Here is a 21,397-nt window from a genome sequence, read left to right as displayed (position 1 = left end):
ATTGTATTTATGTTTGAAAATTTAAGTAAAAAAAATATAGTGTTTAAAGAAAGCAATATATTAGAACTAATAAAAAAATATAATTCACCATTATGGATATACGATTCTAACATAATGCTAAGAAATATTAAAAAATTACATCAATTTGATATAATTCGATTTGCTCAAAAATCTTGTTCTAATATTCATATTTTAAGTTTATTTCGAAAAAATGGGCTAAAAATTGATTCGGTATCTTTAGGAGAAATTGAAAGAGGGTTAATTTCTGGTTATAGTCCTTTTAACCAAGAAATTGTATTTACAGCAGATGTTATTGACAGATGTACATTAGAAAAAGTAAGAAAATATAATATTACGGTTAATGTTGGATCAATTGATATGTTAGAGCAAATTGGAAAAGTATCTCCTGGTCATAATATCTGGTTACGAATTAATCCTAAATTTGGGTCTGGGTATAGTAAAAAAACTAATACTGGCGGAGAAAACAGCAAACATGGAATTTGGGATATTCGTCAAGCAATACCATTTATTAAAAAATACAATTTAGAACTTATAGGTTTACATATACATATTGGATCAGGAGCCAATTATAAGTATTTAACATATGTCTGTAAGGAAATGGTTAAACAAGTATTATATTTTAATTGTGATATAAAAATAATATCAGCAGGAGGAGGTTTAACAGTTCCTTATAAATCTTATGACAGTCCATTTGATATTAATAAATATTTTATTTTGTGGGATATAGCACGAAACAAAATTTCTCGTTATTTGAACCATCCTATTCAGTTAGAAATAGAACCTGGAAGATTTTTAGTAGCAAACGCAGGAATATTAGTTGCTGAAGTACGGTCGATAAAGCGTACTAGTTCTAAGTTATTTGTATTAGTAGATGCTGGATTTAATGATTTAGCCAGACCAGTTATGTATGGAAGTTACCATTATATATCTGTTATTTCTGGTGACGGACGTATAATAGATGACACTGATATTATAGAAACAGTTGTAGGTGGACCAGTATGTGAATCAGGAGATATATTTACTCAGAATGAACAAGGTGATATAGAAACAAGAATGCTTCCTAAAGTAAAAATTGGTGATTATTTAATTTTTCATGATACAGGAGCATATGGAGCATCTATGTCATCTAATTATAATAGTCGTTTTTTGATTCCAGAAATTTTATTTGAAGATGGAAAATTTCGCATAATTAGAAAACGCCAAACTGCAAAAGAACTGTTAAAATTAGAGACAGATTGTTTTTAAATGTTGTGTTTTATAATTAACGCATATTTTTTCAAATATTATTGATGGTTTTTTTAAAAGTAAAATAAAAGCATATCTGATGATCAATTTTATAATTATTTTTTAACAATAGTTGAATTAGTTTTTCAAGATAGATATTATTTTTAGTAAAAATATTTTAAGTTAGAGTGAAAAATTAATGTATAATACCTATATATTATGTCCTAATTTTAATCCTATAATATTTCATATATTTAATATACCAGTACATTGGTATGGAATTATGTATTTGTTGGGATTTATTTTTGTTTTATACAAAGGTAAAATGTGTATGAGACAAATAGGATTAAAAATAGAAGAGATAGAAGATATTTTATATTTTAGTTTTTTAGGACTATTAATTGGTGGACGATTAGGATATATACTATTTTATAATCCATTATTCTTTTTTAATAATTTTTTTTATGTATTTAAAATATGGGAAGGCGGGATGTCATTCCATGGAGGTTTATTAGGAGTAATTGTAGTAATTTTATATTTTTCAAAAAAATTTGATAAAAATTTTTTTTTAATTTCTGATTCAATTGCTCCTTTAGTGCCTTTTGGATTGGGTATGGGAAGAATAGGAAATTTTGTAAATGGAGAATTATGGGGTCGTATTGCTCCAAATTTTTATTTCTCTTTTTTATTTCCTAGTTCTAAGTTTTTAGATTTAGAAGTATCTAAAAACAACATTCAATTACAATTGTTAATAAAAAAATTTGGGGTTCTTCCAAGACATCCATCTCAAATATATGAATTTTTTTTAGAAGGAGTGGTTCTATTTGTTATATTAAATTTTCTAGCTAAAAAAGTAAATTTTCCTGGATTTATTTCAAGTTTATTTTTAATTATTTATGGAATTTTTCGTATATTAGTTGAATTTTTTCGTGAACCAGACTATCAGATAGGATTGTTAAAAAATTTTTTTACTATGGGACAAGTATTATCTATTCCCATGATAATATATGGATTTTTAATAATGATTATTTTAAATAGTAAAAACAAAAATTTTAAGAATTAAATAAATGAAATCTTACTTATTATTATTAAAAAAAATATTAAAAAAAGGTAAAAACAAAGAAGATCGTACTGGAGTTGGAACTTTATCTATTTTTGGTCATAATATGAAGTTCGATTTGACACTAGGATTTCCGTTAATTACAACTAAAAAATGTAATTTTTATTCTATTGTTTATGAACTTTTATGGTTTTTAAAAGGTGATACAAATATTAAATATTTAAATGATAATAAAACATTTATTTGGAATGCATGGGCAGATAAATTAGGAAATCTTGGTCCTATTTATGGCCAACAATGGAGAAGATGGAGAGCTGTCAATGGCGTAGAAATTGATCAAATAAATAATGTCATTAGTCAAATAAAGAATAATCCTAATTCAAGAAGAATAGTAGTATCTAGTTGGAACGTAGGAGAATTAGATCAAATGGCTTTATTTCCATGTCATGTATTATTTCAATTTTATGTTGTAAACAATGTATTGAGTTGCCAGTTGTACCAACGTTCTTGTGATGTATTTTTAGGTCTTCCATTTAATATTGCTAGTTATTCTTTATTGACTTGTATGATTGCACAACAGTGTTGTCTAAAAATAGGAAAATTTTTGTGGACAGGAGGTGATGTTCATTTATATAAAAATCATATTAAACAAGCTAAAATACAATTGTTGCGAAAACCGTATGATCTTCCAATTTTAGAATTTAATAGAAAACCTGAAAATATATTTGATTATTGCGTTAAAGATTTTAATTTATTAAATTATAAATGTCATCCCTTTATAAAAGCAAAAATAGCAGTGTAAAGTGAATTTATAAAATTTTAAATATACATTTGTTTCTTAAAAATTTCCGAAAATTTTAAAATTATTTAGATTTCTAAAAGTTATGATAAAAGGAATATTATTTATTATTTCTGCTCCTAGCGGGACAGGAAAATCTAGTTTAATTCGAGAAATATTAAACTTTGATTTTTCTTTTAATATACATGTATCGATATCTTATACTACTCGTATAATTAGACCAGGAGAATATCATGGAAAACATTATTATTTTGTTTCTACTGATCAATTTAAAAATATGATTAAAAAAGGAAAATTTTTAGAATATGCAAGAGTATTTAATAATTATTATGGTACATCTCAACAGGAAATATATAAATATTTATTTACTGGAGTCGATATTTTTTTAGATATTGATTGGAAAGGAGCTCAACAAGTGCGTAAAAAGTTCCCAGATTCTAGGAGTATTTTTATACTACCGCCATCTAGAAATGAATTACGAAGAAGACTGTATAAACGAGCACAAGATAGCGATAGTGTAATAGAGAAAAGAATGAAACAGGCAGTTTCTGAAATGAAACATTATGTTGAATACGATTATTTAATTATAAATGATAATTTTAAATTGGCTGTATTAGAATTATATCGAATTATTCAAGTGGAACATTTATCTAAAGAATATCAAAAAAGAAAGAACAATGTTCTTATTAAAAATTTATTAAATTAAAATACAATGTTTTATTAAATGCAGTAAAAATGTAAAATTATTTTTTTTAAAGCAATATAGTATAGTTTTATTTTCTAAGAAAATCTGTAATTTATAGATGAAATTTTAAATCATTTAAATAGATTTGGTTTTTATAATCTTTACGTATTTTTAAAAGATCATTATTTTTTTCGTAAAGATAATTTCCTTTTGTTTTCTTGTAAAATTGCTTTTCTTAATCTAATAGATAACGGAGTTACTTCTATTAATTCGTCATTATTAATGAAATTAATGGCATATTCCAAATTAATTTTTAAGGGTGTAGTTAATGTAATTGCTTCATCAGATCCTGAAGCTCTCATGTTTGTTAGTTTTTTACCTAAAAGGCAATTTACAGTTAAATCATTTTTTCTGTTATGGATTCCAATGATTTGTCCTTCATATATTTTTTCTCCATGACCAATAAATAATTTTCCTCGGTTTTGCAAATTAAATAACGAAAATCCTACTGAATGTCCTGTTTTGTTTGAAATTAATACTCCGTTTTTTCGAGGACCTAAATTTTTAGATTGTATATTCCCGTAGTGGCTAAAGGAAGAATAAAATATTCCAGATCCTGAAGTAATTGTTTCAAGTTCTGATTTGAATCCAATTAAATAATGGCTGCTGAGAACACATTCAATTTTTATTCTACTGATTTTATTGGGAGTAATATTAGAAATTTTTCCTTTTCGTTCTCCTAATAATTTCATGATAGATCCATGATGTTTTTCTTCAATGTCGAGTACAACAATTTCAAACGGTTCTTTTTTTATTCCTTCAATAGTTCGGAGAATTACTTTTGGACGTGATACTTCTAATTCGAAACCTTCTCTTCGCATATTTTCAATCAATATTGATAAATGTAATTCTCCACGTCCGGATACTGAAAAGGTATTAGAATCTTTTGTTTCTTTAAATCTTAAAGAAACATTATGAATTGTTTCTTTTTTTAATCGATTTAATATGTTCTTTGATGTAATGTATTTTCCTTCTGTTCCTGCAAATGGAGAAGTATTCACAGAGAATGTTATTTTAACAGTAGGTTTATCTACTTTTAAAATTGGTAAGGGATTGATGTAATTTGGATCGCAAATGGTATCAGATATATTCAAGTTATTAATTCCTGTAACAGCTACAATGTCACCGGATTGTGCTAATGTAGTATTTATTTTTGTTAAACCTAAATAATTTAATACTTTTTTTATTTTTCCAGTAGTTTTAAAACCCTGAGCATTAATAATTGTTACAGTTTGATTAGGTTTCACAGATCCTTGATGAATTCTGCCAATTCCAATTTTTCCTAAATAGTTATCGTAGTCTAATTGTGAAATTTGCATTTGAAAAGGATCATTAAAATTAGTTTTTGGAGGAGGTGTGTGTTTTATTATTATTTCATATAGAGATGACATATCAGATCCTATATTTTCATAGTTAGTACCTGAAGTTCCAAGTAATGCTGAAGTATATATGATAGGAAAGTCTAATTGTTCATCAGTAGCATTCAAATTAACAAATAAGTCAAAAATTTGATCGATTACCCAATGTGGTCGAGCATATTTTCGATCAATTTTATTTATGACTACAATAGGTTTAATTTTGTAGTCAAATGCTTTCTGGGTAACAAATCTAGTTTGTGGCATAGGTCCATCTAACGCATCTACAACTAATAAAACAGAATCTACCATAGATAGTATTCTTTCTACTTCTCCTCCAAAATCAGAATGCCCGGGTGTATCAATAATATTAATTCGATAATTTTTCCATTCAATTGTAGCATTTTTTGAAAGAATAGTAATTCCCCTTTCTTTTTCTAAATCATGCGAATCCATAATTGATTCAGAAATTTCTTTTTTGTTTTTAAAGGTATCTGATTGTTGTAATAATTTATTAACTAATGTAGTTTTTCCGTGATCAACGTGAGCAATAATTGCTATATTTCTTAAATTTTTATTCATTTTATATATCGTATTTAAAAAATAGTAAAAGTAACTATAAAAATATAATTTTTAATTATATTATTAAATTTCAATTTTAACATAGTTATTTGTTAATAGTAATTATTTCATTTCATATTGGAAATATATAAATGTTTGAAAATAGTAATATATATTGTTTAAAGATGTTTTTTGATATAGATTAGACATGATATCTCTTAAAAAGCTTAAATTTATAAAACTGTTTTAGTTTTATAATCGAAATTTTAAATAGTTTTATACTGCTAGGAAAATGCTATTGTGTGTGGAATAAATTATCATAATACTGTGTTTTTAAAAAGTATTTATAGTTTGCAAAAAGAAAGATATAAATATGGGTTCGAAATTGCATTTTTAGGATATTCTAATTCTGGAAAATCTACTGTGATTAATACTTTAACAAATCAAAAAAAATTAACTAGAGTTAGCAAAACTCCAGGAAGAACGCAGCTAATTAACATTTTTGAAGTTTATCCTGGGATGCGTTTAGTAGATTTTCCTGGGTATGGCTATGCTAAAATTTCTAAAAATATTAAATCCAATTTTAAAAATATGATATTTCAGTATTTAAAAATTCAAAAATGTTTAAAAGGAATTATTTTATTAATAGATATCCGGAGACCTATCAAATTTTGGGATAAAGAAATAATTAACTCAGCAAGAAATTATGATATTCCAATTTTGATGTTGTTAAATAAATCAGACAAAATAGATATATTAAAAAGAAAACAAAAGTTAATTTATATTCGTACCAATCAATTAGTATTATCTAATAATATATCAGTAGAATTATTTTCAAATTTTAATAAAATTGGATTAGATAAATTAAAGGATCATATAAATTTTTGGATTACTAATAAGATGTAATTTAATTTTTATATTAAAAACTAATTCATTTCTAGCCAGTTTTTCCCTATTTTTGTATTGATTATTAAAGGAACGCTAAGTTTTATAATATTTTCCATTATATATTTTATTTTTTTGCAAAATATATGTATTTTTTCTTTTTTTACTTCGAATATTAATTCATCATGAATATGTAGTATCATTTTTGCGTTCTTATAAAAATTATTTTCTATTAAATTATTAATTTGTATCATAGACATTTTCATAATATCTGCAGTAGTTCCTTGTATAGTAGCACTTATAGCTGTTTTTTCGGCTGTTTTACGATTTTTTTTATATTTAGATTTTATATTAGGTATAAATAGTTTTCTTCCTTCTAATGTTAATATAAATCCATATTTTAGTGCTATATTTTTAGTATTTTCAATATATTCAAATATTTTTTTATATTTTTTTTTATATATTTCAATATAATTTTTTGCTTTATCTATATTTATATTTAATTTTTGAGACAATCCGTAGGAAGACATTCCGTAAATGATTGAGAAATTTATTAATTTAGAATGATATCTTAAATTTTCGTCAACGTCTTTAATAGGAATGTTAAATATTTCTGATGCTGTAATAAGATGTATATCCCCATTGTTTGAAAATATATTTAAGAAATTTTTATCTTGTGAAAAATGAGCTAATATTCTTAATTCAAATTGAGAATAATCTGCTGATATTAAAAGATAATTTTTTGGTGCTATAAAAGCTTTTCTTATATGTTTTCCTTCTTTATTATGAATAGGAATGTTTTGTAGGTTAGGATTAGAAGATGATAATCTGCTAGTAATTGTATTTGTTTGATTATAAGAACAATGAATACGATTAGTTTTTTCATTTATTAGATTTAAAAGTTTATCGGAATATGTATTTTTTAGCATATATAAATTTCTATATCTTAATATTATTTTAAGTAATAAATGTTTCTTTGATAATATATTTAATATTTTTTGAGTTATTTTTTTTGGTGATGCAAGAGACGGAAATACTTTTGTTAATTCTAAATTAGATAATAGATTAAATTTATTTTTTGATATAACATATGCTTTTTTTTGTAGATAAAATAATTTTGCATTAAATGTATTTGAAATATTTCTTAAAATTTTTTTTCTAACGTATATTCCATTATTTTCTAGATTGTTTAGAACTTTTATTAAATTTAAATCTATATTTTTGAAAATTTTTTGTGTTTTTTTATTTTCATTAATTTTTTTTTGGGTCTGTTTATATGTGATTAAAAGTATTCTGACTTTTTTTAAAGAAAAATAAATATTTTTTTTTTCGACAGTAGTATAGTTCTGTTTTATTTTTAAAAAATTATTATTTTTAATTAAATTTTTATTAATGTTATGTAATAACATTGATTTCTTAATTGTATTATTTAGAAAATATTCAGCTATCATAATGTCATATGTATTATTTGATAGTGTAATATTGTAACTTTTAAGAATTTTTATAATAGATTTTATATTGTATCCTATTTTAGTAATTTGTGTGTTTTCAAATAATTTTTTTAAACATAAAAATATATCTTTTAAAGTAATATTATATGTTTCTCTATGAGATTTTAATTTTAATGGTAAATAAATAGAATTATTTATATTTATTGAAAATGCTATTCCTAAAATAGATGAAGTATTATTTTTAGTAGTACTTATATGTAAAAAAAAGGCAAAAAAATTAGATTTTTTTAAACTAAATATTAATTCATTGAGTTGTTCTTTTTTTTTAATAATTGTGTATTTTTCCATTTATATATATATTATTTTATTTTTTGATTGTGTATATTTATTAACCATTTTCCTTCTTTTAATGATTTTGTCCAACTGTAAAACTCATAATATTCAAAAAAATATAGCAACTTTGGTAACGATGGTGGAGACATTTTAAATTGATCTATGGATTTATTTATTGATATATTAGTTTTTATAGTTGCAAGATTTTTTGAAAGAAAAGCCAATTTTTTATTTATAATTAATTGTTTAATTATCATTTTAGAATTTCTAAAAGAATATTGTGATATTTTTTCAAAATTTTTGTATACATTATTCAGAGATCCAAATTTTTCAAGTAAAAAAAGAGCTGTTTTTTTTCCTATTTTTGGAACTCCAGGGATATTATCTGATCGATCTCCCATTAATCCTAATAAATCAGGTATTAACGAAGGAAATACTCCATATTTTTGTTTGATTTCTTGTTTTCCTAATATTTTTTTAGAAATATTTTCTAATATATGTGTGTTTATGTTAACTAGTTGTGCTAAATCTTTATCATTAGTACTAATTAAAGTAAATTTGTTTTTAGAATTGGCTTCATAAGATAATGTCCCTATAATATCATCAGCTTCATAACTAGGTATTGTTATAATAGGAAATCCTATAGACTGAATTATTTTATATAATGGTTTGATTTGAATTTTTATATTTTGAGGCATGGAAGGTCGATTTTTTTTATAATCTTGAAATAAAATATTTCTAAATGATGGAATGGAAGAGTCGAATATTATAATAATTTGAGTATACGGATATCTAAATGACAAATTTTTAAGCATATTGATTACTCCGTATATTGCTCCAGAAGGGACATTTTTTTTATTTTTAAAATAAGGAAAAGAATAGTATGCACGATAAATATAAGATGTCCCATCTATTAATAAATAATCGATATTTTTTTGGTTAAAATTCATAAAATAAATTAAAATAATTGATATAAAATTTTTTGTTAATAAGTGTTGTTTTTGTAATTTTGATTTAATTTTTTAATAAAAATAGTGAAATAGTTTCAATTAAAACTATAGTTTTTAACTAAAATTTTTACTTTTTTTTAAGTAAAAATTTTATTACATGTATATAATCTTTAATAAATTCTTTTTTTGAGTTGTAGTTTATTTTTTCATTATCTATAGAATATTTTCCATTTATTAAAATTGAAGGTATGTGATCTAAATTGATAGTATTTTGTATTATGTTTTGATTATATATTATTGATTTAATAACAAAACAATTCCATAAAAATTTTAGTTCTTTTTCATTTATTAAAGTTAATTTTAAAAATTCATTTTTTAAAGTATGAAAGTTAGTAATAGTTTTTTCATCTTGAATTTTTTTAAATAACGGAATAAGAATCTTATTGTCTAATCCTATCATTTTTGATATTTCCCATATCTGAGTTAATGCTTGTCCAAATTTTCCACCTAAGAAGTTAACATGATATCTCTCTATTTTAACAGAATGCGATATATGTTTTTTTATATAATGATTAAGATTATAAATTTTTTCTAGTTCGTAGCAATGTGGACATAAAAAAGAAAAAAATTCTATGATTGGAGGAGCATTGATAATTTTTTTTTCCAGTACATTATATTTTTTTTCTATTATTGCAGCTTGAATATTATTTAAGAAAAATAATGGTAACAATAAGATTGCTAAAATTTTTTTCATATTTTTACGTTTTTTATTATTTTCAAAATATATATTATAATAACGTATAGTGTAAAATTAAATAATTTTTATTAATTAACAACTTAAACATATACTGTTTGTTTTTTGGTAAATTCAATAGTACTACTAAATTTAATTTTTGTCATATTTTATTTATGGTTGTTTTTATTTAATGAGTGACGTTATGGATAAAAAAAAAGTTTTTTTAAATCATACTCCCATGATAAAACAATATTTTTCAATAAAATCTAATTATTTAGAAATGTTTTTATTTTATAGAATGGGTGATTTTTATGAATTGTTTTATGATGATGCTAAACGTATTTCTGATTTATTGAATATTACTTTAACTAAAAGAGGATATTCTTCTGAATTAGAAATACCAATGGCAGGTATACCAGTTAATTCATTGAACTATTATTTAAAAAAATTAGTAGATTTAGGAGAATCTATTGCGATATGTGAACAAATAGGAGTTAAGAACAAAACTACAGGTTTAATTGATCGTGCAGTAGTTAAAGTTGTGACTCCAGGAACTGCAGTAGACGATTTTTTATTAGAAGAAAATGAAGATACTTTATTAGGATCTATTTACTATAAAAATGAAAAATTTGGGTATTCTACGTTAAATTTATGTTCTGGAGAATTTTATATCTCCGAACATTACGGCATTGAAAATTTATCTTTAGAATTACAAAAAACTGATCCTAAAGAGCTTTTAATTCCTGAAAATTTTTTAAAGTATTCGTTTGTTATGGAAAGACAAGGTGTGAGATATCGGCCATTATGCGAATTTGATTTTAAAAGTGCATATCAACAATTGAATGATCAATTAAATTCTAAATGTTTATTAGATATTAATGTTAAAACATTTGATTTATCTATTCGAGCAGCAGGTTGTTTGTTAAAATATGCTAAGTTGATACAATTTTCATCGCTTCCTCATATAAAATCAATACATGTTAGACATGATAGTAATTATATTTTTATAAATTCTGATACTAGAAAACATTTAGAAATTTTTGAAAACTTATCTGGGAAAAAAGAATATACATTGTTTTCTATACTCAATAATACTTCTACACCTATGGGAAGTAGATTATTAAAAAAATGGTTAAATTATCCTATCAAGGATATATCTACGATTAGAGATAGACATATAAAAATTAATTCATTACAAAATATCTATTTTTTTCTTAAACCATTATTAAAAAAATTAGGTGATTTAGAGAGAATTATTTCTAGAATTGCTTTGCGAATTGCTTCTCCGAAAGATTTAGTACTGATGCGTGTAGCTTTAAAGCAATTTTCTAAAATTAAACATGTATTGAATTCTACAAAATTAGTGTGTTTGAAAAAAATTAGTCAATCAATTCAAAAATTTGATTCTATAAAAAAATTATTAAAAAATTCTATAAAGGAATTTCCTTCAAATACTATTCAAGAAGGTAATGTAATAAAAGATAACTATGACAATGAGCTAGATAAATGGAGAACAATCAAAAATAATGCATTGAATTGTCTTACATTAATTGAAGAAAAAGAAAAGAATAACTTAAAAATTAAATCTTTAAAAATTGGATATAATAAAATTATAGGTTTTTATATACAAATTAGTAAGAGATATTTCCATTTAGTGCCTAAAAATTATATTTTAAAACAAAAATTGAAAAATTGTGAGAGATATTCTACAAAGAAATTGATAGAGTACGAATGTAATTTAGCTAATGCTACAACAAAAGTATTAGAAATTGAGAAATACTTATATGAAGGTATTTTTAATTTTATTTTTCCATATTTGAAGATATTACAGGATAATATTTTTATTCTTTCAAATTTAGATGTTTTGAATAATTTATCTGAAAGAGCATGTGTTTTAAATTATATTTGTCCTACTATGACTAATAGATGTGAAATATTTTTGAAAAATAGTAGACATCCAGTTATTGAGACTATATTAAAAACTCCTTTTATTCCAAATTCTATCGATTTGTCAAAAGAAAATAATGTTTTGATTATAACTGGGCCTAATATGGGTGGAAAAAGTACTTATATGCGTCAAATTGCATTGATTATAATCATGGCATGGATAGGTAGTTTTGTTCCCGCAGAGTATGCTAGGATTGGAATTTTTGATAAAATTTTTACTAGAATTGGTGCTTCAGATAATTTGACACAAGGACAATCTACTTTCATGATAGAAATGTTAGAAATGTCTAATATATTAAGATATGCTAACAAAAATAGTTTAGTTTTGATTGATGAATTAGGCCGTGGAACATCTGTGCATGATGGAATATCTTTAGCCTGGGCTTGTATGATTTTTTTAATTCAAGAAATTCAATCTATAACATTGTTTTCAACTCATTATTTTGAAATGACTAGTTTGAAGGATATGTTTAAAAACGTTAAAAATGTATATTTTGATGCAGTAGAACATGATGAAAAAGTTTCTTTTATGTATTCAGTAAAAAATGGATCACATTACAAAAGTTATGGATTAGTTATAGCTGCATTAGCACAATTTCCTGAATTAGTACTTTCTACAGCTAAAAAAAAGTTTAAGGAATTATTAAAAAAAATTAAATAATTTATTTTAAAAAGTTTTAAAAATTGTAAAAAATATCATTTTGAAACTAAACACTATAAAAATGTTTAAAAACATTATTAAATTTTAATGTTAAAAATTTTTAATTTTGTACCAATTAGTATTGAATCGAGTTTTTTTGCTTATTATTTTTTATATTTTTATATATTATATTAAAAATAATTTTTATGTAAAATATCGCGAAGTTATTTTTTTTGTAATTAATAAAAAGTTTAGAGTATATGTATAATGTTTACAAAAACAGGATTATTGACGTTATTGCTATTTTTGCAAATTAATTTTTTTATAGGATCAAATGGTTTTTTTAAATATATCAAATTGTATAAAAAAATTTCAGAGAAAAAATTGGAAATTTTTTATCTAACCGAGAGAAATATAAAATTATCAATAGAAATACAGTTGTTAAATGTAAATGACGAATTAATAGAAGAATACGCGAGAAATAATTTAGAAATGATAAAAAAAAATGAAACTTTTTATAGAATTATAGATAGTAATAGTCATTATTTTAATAATCTTAACTAATATTTTAAAATAATTTAATAATTTTTATGAGACCTATTAATTCTATATTTACTAAAGTTGTAGCTGTTATTCCTGCTGCTGGAATTGGTAGTAGGATGTTATCCAAAATTCCTAAACAATATATAAAAATACAAGGGTGTACTATTCTTGAACATAGTATAAAATTTTTATTAATACATTCTAGTATAAAGAAAGTAATAATTGTTTTGCATAAAAAAGATAAGTTTTTCTACAAATTGCCTATTTCTACTCATCCTCGAGTATTTTCAGTAATTGGAGGTGGATTTCGCATTAATTCTGTATTGTCTGGTTTATTAGTTATTCGTGATACAGAATGGGTAATTATTCATGATGCAGTAAGACCGTGTTTGAATTTTAACGATTTAAATAAAATAATTAATATAATTAAATATAGCACGTTTGGAGGAATATTAGCTACACCGGTAGTTAACACTATTAAATATAGTATAAATAATTTGAATGTTTTATGCACGATTAATCGAAATAAATTATGGAATGCATTAACTCCACAATGTTTTCCTTTAAAGTTATTATTATCTTGTTTAAAAAAAATTATAAAAAAAGGTATATATATCACTGATGAGGCATCTGCTATGGAATATTTTGGATATTATCCGGAATTAGTACGAGGAAATAGTAGAAATATTAAAGTAACTTATAAAGAAGATATAGATCTTGTTGATTTTTACCTAAAACAACAATATTGTAAGAGAACTTATTTATGAAAATAGGACATGGTTTTGATGTTCATGCATTTGGAGGTACAAAACCATTGGTTATTGGAGGAGTTATTATACCTCGTGTTAAAGGATTAATTGCTCATTCTGATGGAGATATTTTAATACATACTATTATTGATGCATTGATAGGTGCTACTGCAATGGGTGATATTGGTTCTATGTTTCCTAATAATGAAAAGTATAAAAATATTGACAGTCGAATTTTGTTAAGAAAAGTATGGAAAATAGTTGTACGAACAGGATATATAATATCTAATTTAGATGCAACAGTAATTGCACAATTTCCAAAAATGTTTTCTTACAGAAATGAAATGAGGAATAATATTGCTGTTGATCTTTCTTGCTTAATAGATAATATAAGTATTAAATTCACTACTACTGAGAAATTAGGATTTATTGGAAGACAAGAAGGTATAGCATGCGAATCAGTAATCATTTTAAAACATCGAAATAAAAAAAAACCATATACATAATATTTTTTCAAGTTATATTTTTAAATTATAAAGTAATTTAATATTTTTCAAATAGCAGGCAAATTAAATAGAGTAGTATTATAATTTATTGTAATTTCTGCTATTTGATTGATATTAGTTATATATTTTAAAACAAATTTTTTATAAGATATTTATATTAGTGTTTAGATGTTCTTCTATTCTGATTAATCGGTTATATTTAGATGTACGTTCAGATCTACACATAGAACCTGTTTTAATGTACTTCGAATTTGTTCCTACAGACAAGTCAGATATAAAAGTGTCTTCTGTTTCTCCTGATCTATGTGATATTATTGTAGTATATTGTGAATTTCTAGCTATTTTTATAACATTTAAAGTTTCGCTCAATGTTCCAATTTGATTTAATTTTATTAATATAGAATTGGCAATTCCTTTTTTTATTCCTTTTTCTAATAATTTAGGATTTGTTGCAAACAAATCATCTCCTACTATTTTAATATTTTTCCCTAATCTTTTAGTTTGATATGAAAATCCATTCCAATCTGATTCATCTTGACCATCTTCTATAGAAGTAATAGAATATTTTTTTGCAAGAGTTTCTAGATAGTGAGTGAATTCGATTGATGTAAAATTTTTATTTTCTCCAATTAGCACATATTCTTTCGTATTTTTGTTGTATAATTCTGAAGCAGCGCAATCTATAGAAAGCAAAATATCTTTTCCTAATGTATATCCAGATAATTCAATAGATTTTTGTATAATATGTAGTGCTGATTCATTAGAATCTAAATTTGGAGCATATCCTCCTTCATCTCCGACAGATACGCTGAATTTTTTTTCTTTTAGGATCATTCCTAACGTATGAAATATTTCTGATCCTATTTGAATTGATTTTTTTATCGTATTAGCACAGATTGGTTGTATCATAAATTCTTGGATATCTATGTTATTATTTGCATGTTTTCCTCCATTGATAATATTTATCATTGGTATAGGTATAGAAAATTGACCTTTAGTTCCATTTAGTTCTGAAATGTGTTGATATAAAGGTATTCCTTTATATGATGCTGCAGCTCGTGCTATAGCAAGAGATACTGAAAGAATAGTATTTGCTCCTAATTTCGATTTATTATTTGTTCCATCTAATTGAATCATAATTTCATCAACATTTTTTTGATCAGTAGCATCTTTATTTTTTAGATTTTTTGAAATAATATTTTTGATTATTTCAACAGATTTAGTTACTCCTTTTCCAAAAAATCGTGATTTTTCATTGTCCCGCAATTCTATTGCTTCTTTAGATCCTATTGAAGCTCCAGAGGGAGATGATGCTAATCCAATACATCCTCCTTGTAAATGAACCTCAGATTCAATTGTTGGATGTCCTCTAGAATCTATTATTTCTCTAGAAATTATTTTTTTTATTTTAGACATAATTTTCTCTTTTTTGGGATAATATATATTATAAAATATTTAAGTATATATGCTTCGAACGTATTAGTTAAAATGGCATTTTTTATATTTTAAAGCGGCTTTTATAAAACTAGAAAACAGTGGATGACTGTCTCTTGGAGTTGATGTAAATTCTGGATGAAATTGGCATGCAAGAAACCATATATGATTCGACAATTCTATAATTTCTACCAATTTATTATTTTTAGAAATACCTGTGACATATAATCCGTGTTTTTCTATTTTTTCTAAAAATTTGTTGTTTACTTCATATCTATGTCTATGTCTTTCTAATATAGTTTTTGTTTGATATAATTTTCTTGACAAACTATTTTTTTTTAAATAACATAACTGACTGCCTAATCTCATTGGACCTTTAAAATTATCAATATTTTTTTTTGTTATTTTTTTATTTGATATTATTTGTTGTTCTTTTATTAAAGAAATTACAGGATATTTACATTTTGGCGAAAATTCTGTAGAGTTAGCTTCTTTCCAACCTATGACATTTCTAAAAAATTCTATCAATGCGATTTGCATGCCTAAACAAATTCCAAAAAAAGGAACATTTTTTTCTCTAGCATATTTTGTAGATATTATTTTTCCATTTATTCCTGTTTTTCCAAATCCACCAGGAATTAAAATTCCATGTAGAAGTTTTAACAAATTTGTATTTGATTCGTCAATATGTTTAGAATTAATTAGTTTTATTTTAATGATAGTTTGGTTTTTTAAACCACCATGTTTTAATGCTTCTATAACTGATTTGTAGGCATCTGGTAATTCTACATATTTTCCAATAATTCCAATAGTTACTTTTTTTTTAGAATTATTTTCGTTATATATAACTTGATCCCATTCTGATAAATCTGCTTTTGGGACTTGTAATTTAAAATGGTTACAAATTAAACTATCTACTTTTTGTTTATTTAAAATTTTTGGAATAGCATAAATAGATTGAACGTCGTGTAAAGACACTACTGATTTTTCTGATACATTACAAAATAAAGCAATTTTTTTCCGTTCAACATGAGAAATGGTTTTTTTTGAACGACATATTAATATATCAGGTTGTATTCCAATGGATAGTAGTTCTTTTACTGAATGTTGAGTAGGTTTAGTTTTAATTTCTCCTGTAACGGATATATAAGGAATAAGGGTTAAATGAATATATATAGTGTTTTTTTTCCCTACATCTACCGCCATTTGCCGAATGGCTTCTAAAAAAGGCAATGATTCTATGTCTCCTACTGTTCCTCCAATTTCGACAAATATAATATCTTTATCTTTAGAACATAATATAATTCTATTTTTAATTGCATTAGTAATATGAGGAATCACTTGAATAGTTGATCCTAAATAATCTCCATTTCTTTCTTTTTGCAATACTTCTGAATAAATACTACCTGTAGTAAAATTATTTTTACGAGTCATTTTATTTCGAATGAAACGTTCATAATGTCCCAAATCTAAATCTGTTTCTGCTCCGTCTTCAGTAACAAATACTTCCCCATGTTGTATAGGACTTATCGTTCCTGGATCTACGTTAATATACGGATCTAGTTTTATAATAGTTACATTAAGATTTCTTGCTTCGAGAATAGCTGCTAAAGAAGCTGTCGTAATACCTTTTCCTAGGGATGATACCACTCCCCCAGTTATAAAAACATAATGTGTTGTCATATCTAACCAAAATTGAAATGAAATATCAAATAAAATCATTATGAAAATAATAATATGGTTTTTGAATTTTATAATTTTTTGATTTTTTGTTAATGTAAAAATTAAATTAGCTACAATATTTTTAGATGTGTATATTAGAATTAAGTTTTAAACTTATGATATAGAATAAAAATAGTTCATAAAACTGTTTAAATTTCTTTTTTTCATAACTGTTTATTGAAAATTTTTTAAAATATTTAATATTTTTAATTTTATTCTATATAATTTTTTTTTTGGTTTTATCTTTTAAGGAGACTATTCTGTTAAATATTAATTTATTTGTAGAAAAATATTTTTTATCAATGCAAAAATATCCTTCTCTTTCAAATTGATATTGTTTTTTTGAAATGTTTTTTAATATTCCAGCTTCTATAAAACCGTTTTTTTTAATTAAAGAATTTTTATTAATATATTTTAAGAAATTTTTATGTGATTCAGGATCTTTTATTAAAAATAATTTATCGTATAAATTAAATTGCGCTGATAATGCATTATTAGAAGAAATCCAATGAATGACTCCTGATATTTTTTTATTAATAGGATTATTTCCTAATGTGTTTTTATCATATGTACATACGATTTCTATTATATTTGCATTATTATCTTTTATGATTCTTTGTGCATTAATAGTATATGCATATCGCAATCTAATTTCTCTTCCTATGGCTAATTTTTTATTTAATATAGTATTATTTTCGCAAAAATCTGTACGATCTATGTATATTTCATTACTAAAAATAGATTTATGGGAGCCCATTATTTTTATTTTTGGATGGTTTGGAATTGTGAGTATTTCTTTATGATGTTTTGGAAAATTACAAATACGTAATTTTATTGGATTAATAACAGCCATATAGCGGCAAGCATGAGAATCTAAATCTTTTCTAATGCAAGATTCTAAAAAAGATAGTTCTATCATATTTTCTTGTTTCGTAATTCCAATTTTTTTACAAAAGTTTTTTATAGAATAAGGAGTATATCCTCGTTTTTTTAATCCAGAAATCGTAGGCATTCTAGGATCATCCCATCCATTTACAATATTATTAGATACTAAAGTGTTAAGTTTTCTTTTTGATAGAACAGAGTATTCTAATTTTAATCGAGAAAATTCATATTGATGTGAATGATGATGAATACTAATATTGTTCAGAATCCAGTCATATAATTTACGATTGTCTTGAAATTCTAATGTACATAAAGAATGTGTAATTTTTTCTAATGAATCAGAAATACAGTGTGCGAAATCGTATGTAGGATATATACACCATTTTTTCTTGGTTTGATGATGTTCAGAAGAAATAACGCGATATAAAACAGGATCTCGCATTATAATTATAGGAGATTGCATATCGATTTTAGCTCTTAAACATGCTGATCCTTCTGTGAAATTTCCATTTTTCATTTTTTTAAATAATAATAGATTTTCTTTAACTGTTTGTGCTCGATATGGACTATTAACTCCGGGAGTAGTTAATGTTCCTCTATATTTGCGTATTTCTTCTTTGTTTAATTGATCTACATAAGCTAATCCTTTCGTAATAAGTTCTTTTGCAAATTTATACATTTTTTCAAAATAAGAAGAAGCATAAAAAATATTTTTTTTCCATTCACTTTCTAACCATTCCACATCTTTTATGATATTTTTAATGAAATGAGCATTTTCTTTTTTAGGATTTGTATCATCGAATCGTAGATTAAATGTTCCTTTAAATTTTTTAGATAAATAAAAATTTAAAAAAATTGATTTTGCATGTCCTATGTGTAAATAACCGTTTGGTTCAGGAGGAAATCTTGTTTTTACTTTTTTAATTTTTTTATTTATTAAATCATTATAAATTATTTTTTGAATAAAATTGTATGCTTCTTTTTTCATCTTATACTCTATATATGTTTATACGAAGTAATAAAAATATTTTTATAAAAAATGTTAAATATCAATATTAGTAAGTTTATTAAAATTAAGTTTTACAAATTTTAATTTATTTTAAATCATTATTGACATTATTATTATAACACAGCATAATTTAAACTATAAAGTTATTTTGCAAAAAGGCTACGTAGCTCAGTTGGTTAGAGCACAGCACTCATAACGCTGAGGTCACAGGTTCAAATCCTGTCGTAGCTACTTTTAAAATCATAAATCTTTAATATGATTGCGGAAGTGGCGGAATTAGGTAGACGCACCAGATTTAGGATCTGGCACCTTTAGGTTTACGAGTTCGAGTCTCGTCTTCCGTATTTAAATAATTTTAATATAAGCATTAATTTTTGGGGTATAGCCAAGTGGTAAGGCACCGGTTTTTGATACCGGCATCCCTGGTTCGAATCCAGGTACCCCAGTAAACTGTTATTATTATATAACTTTGAAATTGTTAAAATATAAATTAAAAATTTTATATTAAAAATTTTTAAATAAAATATGTACTTAAAACATTTGAAAGGTACATTATAATAAACATTAAAAATTTAGTATGGATTCTTAAATAATGAATTTGAATGAATTAAAAAAATCTGTGGCATTAGCTGCTATTGATTATATTTTTCCTGGATCAATTATTGGAATTGGTACAGGATCTACTATATCATATTTTATAAAAGCTTTAAGTTCATTCAAAAATTTAATTGGTGGCGTAGTATCGAGTTCTAGTCTTTCTACCTCTTTTTTAAAAAAATACGGAATTCCTGTATGTAATTTAAATGATATAAAATCGTTAAATTATTATTTTGATAGTGCAGATGAAATCAATTTAAATTTGCAAATGATTAAAGGAGGGGGTGCAGCATTAACAAGAGAAAAAATCATTGCTTCTGCAGCTAAAACATTCATTTGTATTGCTGACGAAACGAAATTAGTTAAAGTCTTAGGAAAGTTTCCATTACCAATAGAAATTATTCCAATGTCTGCTTATTATATATGTAGAAAGTTAAAAAGACTAGGAGGTACACCTAAGATTAGGAAAAATGTTGTTACAGATAACGGAAACATAATCATCGATGTATATAATTTTGAAATATTTGATCCTGTTATCATGGAAAAAAAAATTAACTGTTTTCCTGGTGTAGTAAGTGTAGGATTGTTTGCAATACGAACTGCTGATATTGCTTTAATCAGTACACAATCAGAAATAAAGGTTATAAAAAAAAAAATTAATGCTTTTTTGTAAATTTTATTATTTAGTAAATATTTTTAAGCACATAAAATTATAAAATATAAAGTTTGAAAATAAATTTTTATTTATATTTTTAAATTTTTTATTTTTGTTTTTTGTTAAAAATTTGTTTTTATATAAATAATTATTATTTATTGAAAACATTATTTTTATAAATATTTTATAAAAAAGTAGTGACAGTTTTTATCAATATATAATAAATTAACATTGTCAATAATATTTTTATTAATTATATTAGGTATAATTATAAAATGTCAGTTCAATATATAGATATAAAATTATTCGGTCGATCGTTAAAAGTTAATTGTCCTACTGAATTGAGTAAAGATTTAAAACATGCAGCTGATTATTTAAATATGCGTTTACAAGATTTAAAAATCAAAACTGGGGTTTCTAATACAGAAAAATTAATATTTGTAACAGCATTAAATATATCTTATGAATTAGAAAATGAAAAATTAAAAATTAAAAAAGTTATTTCTAGATTGAATAAAATTATTTCATATTTGAAAAAGATACACATAATTAAAAGAAAATAAATTAATATATTGTTATAAAATATAGGA

The 21,397-nt window shown here is 23.8% G+C and carries 17 protein-coding genes, 3 tRNA genes and 1 pseudogene; 14 read left to right on the top strand and 7 right to left on the bottom strand.

Annotation, left to right across the window (positions count from 1 at the left end):
* Nucleotides 1-9 precede the first annotated feature (9 nt).
* The 4 genes from lysA (at nucleotide 10) to gmk (ending at nucleotide 3,810) form a co-directional block, all read left to right on the top strand.
* On the top strand, nucleotides 10-1,266 hold the full coding sequence (gene lysA, locus U0T64_01995; GenBank protein ID XBC41129.1) for a diaminopimelate decarboxylase: 1,257 nt from the start codon (nucleotides 10-12) through the stop codon (nucleotides 1,264-1,266).
* A gap of 178 nt (nucleotides 1,267-1,444) precedes the next feature.
* A complete protein-coding gene (gene lgt, locus U0T64_01990) occupies nucleotides 1,445-2,308 on the top strand; it encodes a prolipoprotein diacylglyceryl transferase (protein ID XBC41128.1) in 864 nt (287 codons plus the stop codon).
* A gap of 4 nt (nucleotides 2,309-2,312) precedes the next feature.
* On the top strand, nucleotides 2,313-3,107 hold the full coding sequence (gene thyA, locus U0T64_01985; protein ID XBC41127.1) for a thymidylate synthase: 795 nt from the start codon (nucleotides 2,313-2,315) through the stop codon (nucleotides 3,105-3,107).
* A gap of 82 nt (nucleotides 3,108-3,189) precedes the next feature.
* Nucleotides 3,190-3,810, top strand: coding sequence for a guanylate kinase (gene gmk, locus U0T64_01980; protein XBC41126.1), 621 nt, complete (start codon nucleotides 3,190-3,192; stop codon nucleotides 3,808-3,810).
* Between the two features lie 161 nt (nucleotides 3,811-3,971).
* On the opposite strand, the gene typA is transcribed toward gmk, so the two are convergent.
* Complete coding sequence (gene typA, locus U0T64_01975; protein ID XBC41125.1) at nucleotides 3,972-5,786, bottom strand: translational GTPase TypA; 1,815 nt, start codon at nucleotides 5,784-5,786, stop codon at nucleotides 3,972-3,974.
* 279 nt (nucleotides 5,787-6,065) lie between these two features.
* Between typA and yihA the strand changes: the two genes are divergently transcribed.
* Nucleotides 6,066-6,671 carry a ribosome biogenesis GTP-binding protein YihA/YsxC gene (gene yihA / locus U0T64_01970; protein XBC41124.1) on the top strand — a complete coding sequence of 202 codons (606 nt, stop codon included), beginning with the start codon at nucleotides 6,066-6,068 and terminating at the stop codon, nucleotides 6,669-6,671.
* 20 nt (nucleotides 6,672-6,691) lie between these two features.
* Here yihA and U0T64_01965 read toward each other — a convergent pair whose 3' ends face one another.
* The 3 genes from U0T64_01965 to U0T64_01955 form a co-directional block, all read right to left on the bottom strand.
* Nucleotides 6,692-8,449 (bottom strand): DNA polymerase, encoded by a 1,758-nt coding sequence (locus tag U0T64_01965; protein XBC41123.1) that lies wholly within the window; start codon nucleotides 8,447-8,449, stop codon nucleotides 6,692-6,694.
* 11 nt (nucleotides 8,450-8,460) lie between these two features.
* Entirely contained in the window at nucleotides 8,461-9,384 is a 924-nt protein-coding gene (locus U0T64_01960) for a 5'-3' exonuclease H3TH domain-containing protein (protein XBC41122.1), read from the bottom strand.
* Between the two features lie 127 nt (nucleotides 9,385-9,511).
* Nucleotides 9,512-10,138 carry a thioredoxin domain-containing protein gene (locus U0T64_01955; GenBank protein ID XBC41121.1) on the bottom strand — a complete coding sequence of 209 codons (627 nt, stop codon included), beginning with the start codon at nucleotides 10,136-10,138 and terminating at the stop codon, nucleotides 9,512-9,514.
* 172 nt (nucleotides 10,139-10,310) lie between these two features.
* Between U0T64_01955 and mutS the strand changes: the two genes are divergently transcribed.
* From mutS to ispF, 4 genes are all read left to right on the top strand, one after another.
* On the top strand, nucleotides 10,311-12,728 hold the full coding sequence (gene mutS, locus U0T64_01950; GenBank protein ID XBC41120.1) for a DNA mismatch repair protein MutS: 2,418 nt from the start codon (nucleotides 10,311-10,313) through the stop codon (nucleotides 12,726-12,728).
* A 246-nt stretch (nucleotides 12,729-12,974) separates the two neighbouring features.
* On the top strand, nucleotides 12,975-13,271 hold the full coding sequence (locus U0T64_01945) for a septum formation initiator family protein (GenBank protein XBC41119.1): 297 nt from the start codon (nucleotides 12,975-12,977) through the stop codon (nucleotides 13,269-13,271).
* Nucleotides 13,272-13,297: 26 nt separating this feature from the next.
* A complete protein-coding gene (gene ispD / locus U0T64_01940; GenBank protein XBC41118.1) occupies nucleotides 13,298-14,017 on the top strand; it encodes a 2-C-methyl-D-erythritol 4-phosphate cytidylyltransferase in 720 nt (239 codons plus the stop codon).
* Nucleotides 14,014-14,505 (top strand): 2-C-methyl-D-erythritol 2,4-cyclodiphosphate synthase, encoded by a 492-nt coding sequence (gene ispF, locus U0T64_01935; GenBank protein ID XBC41117.1) that lies wholly within the window; start codon nucleotides 14,014-14,016, stop codon nucleotides 14,503-14,505. The genes ispD and ispF overlap by 4 nt, the downstream gene beginning before the upstream one ends.
* A 141-nt stretch (nucleotides 14,506-14,646) precedes the next feature.
* Here ispF and eno read toward each other — a convergent pair whose 3' ends face one another.
* The 3 genes from eno to glnS form a co-directional block, all read right to left on the bottom strand.
* Nucleotides 14,647-15,921 (bottom strand): phosphopyruvate hydratase, encoded by a 1,275-nt coding sequence (gene eno / locus U0T64_01930; GenBank protein XBC41116.1) that lies wholly within the window; start codon nucleotides 15,919-15,921, stop codon nucleotides 14,647-14,649.
* Between the two features lie 63 nt (nucleotides 15,922-15,984).
* Entirely contained in the window at nucleotides 15,985-17,622 is a 1,638-nt protein-coding gene (locus U0T64_01925) for a CTP synthase (protein XBC41525.1), read from the bottom strand.
* Between the two features lie 256 nt (nucleotides 17,623-17,878).
* Nucleotides 17,879-19,534, bottom strand: a complete 1,656-nt coding sequence (gene glnS, locus U0T64_01920) for a glutamine--tRNA ligase (protein XBC41115.1) — start codon at nucleotides 19,532-19,534, stop codon at nucleotides 17,879-17,881.
* Between the two features lie 178 nt (nucleotides 19,535-19,712).
* Between glnS and U0T64_01915 the strand changes: the two genes are divergently transcribed.
* The 5 genes and pseudogenes from U0T64_01915 to zapA all read left to right on the top strand — a co-directional run bounded on the left by U0T64_01915 (nucleotide 19,713) and on the right by zapA (nucleotide 21,301).
* Nucleotides 19,713-19,786 (top strand) — tRNA-Met (locus U0T64_01915).
* 30 nt (nucleotides 19,787-19,816) lie between these two features.
* Nucleotides 19,817-19,899 (top strand) — tRNA-Leu (locus tag U0T64_01910).
* Nucleotides 19,900-19,930: 31 nt separating this feature from the next.
* Nucleotides 19,931-20,001 (top strand) — tRNA-Gln (locus U0T64_01905).
* A gap of 146 nt (nucleotides 20,002-20,147) precedes the next feature.
* On the top strand, nucleotides 20,148-20,825 hold the full coding sequence (gene rpiA / locus U0T64_01900) for a ribose-5-phosphate isomerase RpiA (protein XBC41114.1): 678 nt from the start codon (nucleotides 20,148-20,150) through the stop codon (nucleotides 20,823-20,825).
* Nucleotides 20,826-21,082: 257 nt separating this feature from the next.
* Nucleotides 21,083-21,301, top strand: a pseudogene (gene zapA / locus U0T64_01895) (cell division protein ZapA).
* Nucleotides 21,302-21,397: the final 96 nt, after the last annotated feature.

Origin of the sequence: Buchnera aphidicola (Nurudea yanoniella), assembly GCA_039829995.1 — a bacterium.
Taxonomy (GTDB): domain Bacteria; phylum Pseudomonadota; class Gammaproteobacteria; order Enterobacterales; family Enterobacteriaceae; genus Buchnera_B; species Buchnera_B aphidicola_AV.
Note: the sequence above shows the minus strand (reverse complement) of the source record. Positions and strands in the feature narration are given on the sequence as shown.

Coding starts and splice junctions, on each gene's coding strand:
- gmk (XBC41126.1), top strand. CDS start 3,190: ATGATAAAAGGAATATTATTTATTATTTCTGCTCCTAGCGGGACAGGA.
- mutS (XBC41120.1), top strand. CDS start 10,311: ATGAGTGACGTTATGGATAAAAAAAAAGTTTTTTTAAATCATACTCCC.
- typA (XBC41125.1), bottom strand. CDS start 5,786: ATGAATAAAAATTTAAGAAATATAGCAATTATTGCTCACGTTGATCAC.
- eno (XBC41116.1), bottom strand. CDS start 15,921: ATGTCTAAAATAAAAAAAATAATTTCTAGAGAAATAATAGATTCTAGA.
- lysA (XBC41129.1), top strand. CDS start 10: ATGTTTGAAAATTTAAGTAAAAAAAATATAGTGTTTAAAGAAAGCAAT.
- U0T64_01955 (XBC41121.1), bottom strand. CDS start 10,138: ATGAAAAAAATTTTAGCAATCTTATTGTTACCATTATTTTTCTTAAAT.
- thyA (XBC41127.1), top strand. CDS start 2,313: ATGAAATCTTACTTATTATTATTAAAAAAAATATTAAAAAAAGGTAAA.
- lgt (XBC41128.1), top strand. CDS start 1,445: ATGTATAATACCTATATATTATGTCCTAATTTTAATCCTATAATATTT.
- U0T64_01945 (XBC41119.1), top strand. CDS start 12,975: ATGTTTACAAAAACAGGATTATTGACGTTATTGCTATTTTTGCAAATT.
- glnS (XBC41115.1), bottom strand. CDS start 19,534: ATGAAAAAAGAAGCATACAATTTTATTCAAAAAATAATTTATAATGAT.
- U0T64_01965 (XBC41123.1), bottom strand. CDS start 8,449: ATGGAAAAATACACAATTATTAAAAAAAAAGAACAACTCAATGAATTA.
- U0T64_01925 (XBC41525.1), bottom strand. CDS start 17,622: ATGACAACACATTATGTTTTTATAACTGGGGGAGTGGTATCATCCCTA.
- U0T64_01960 (XBC41122.1), bottom strand. CDS start 9,384: ATGAATTTTAACCAAAAAAATATCGATTATTTATTAATAGATGGGACA.
- ispF (XBC41117.1), top strand. CDS start 14,014: ATGAAAATAGGACATGGTTTTGATGTTCATGCATTTGGAGGTACAAAA.
- ispD (XBC41118.1), top strand. CDS start 13,298: ATGAGACCTATTAATTCTATATTTACTAAAGTTGTAGCTGTTATTCCT.
- rpiA (XBC41114.1), top strand. CDS start 20,148: ATGAATTTGAATGAATTAAAAAAATCTGTGGCATTAGCTGCTATTGAT.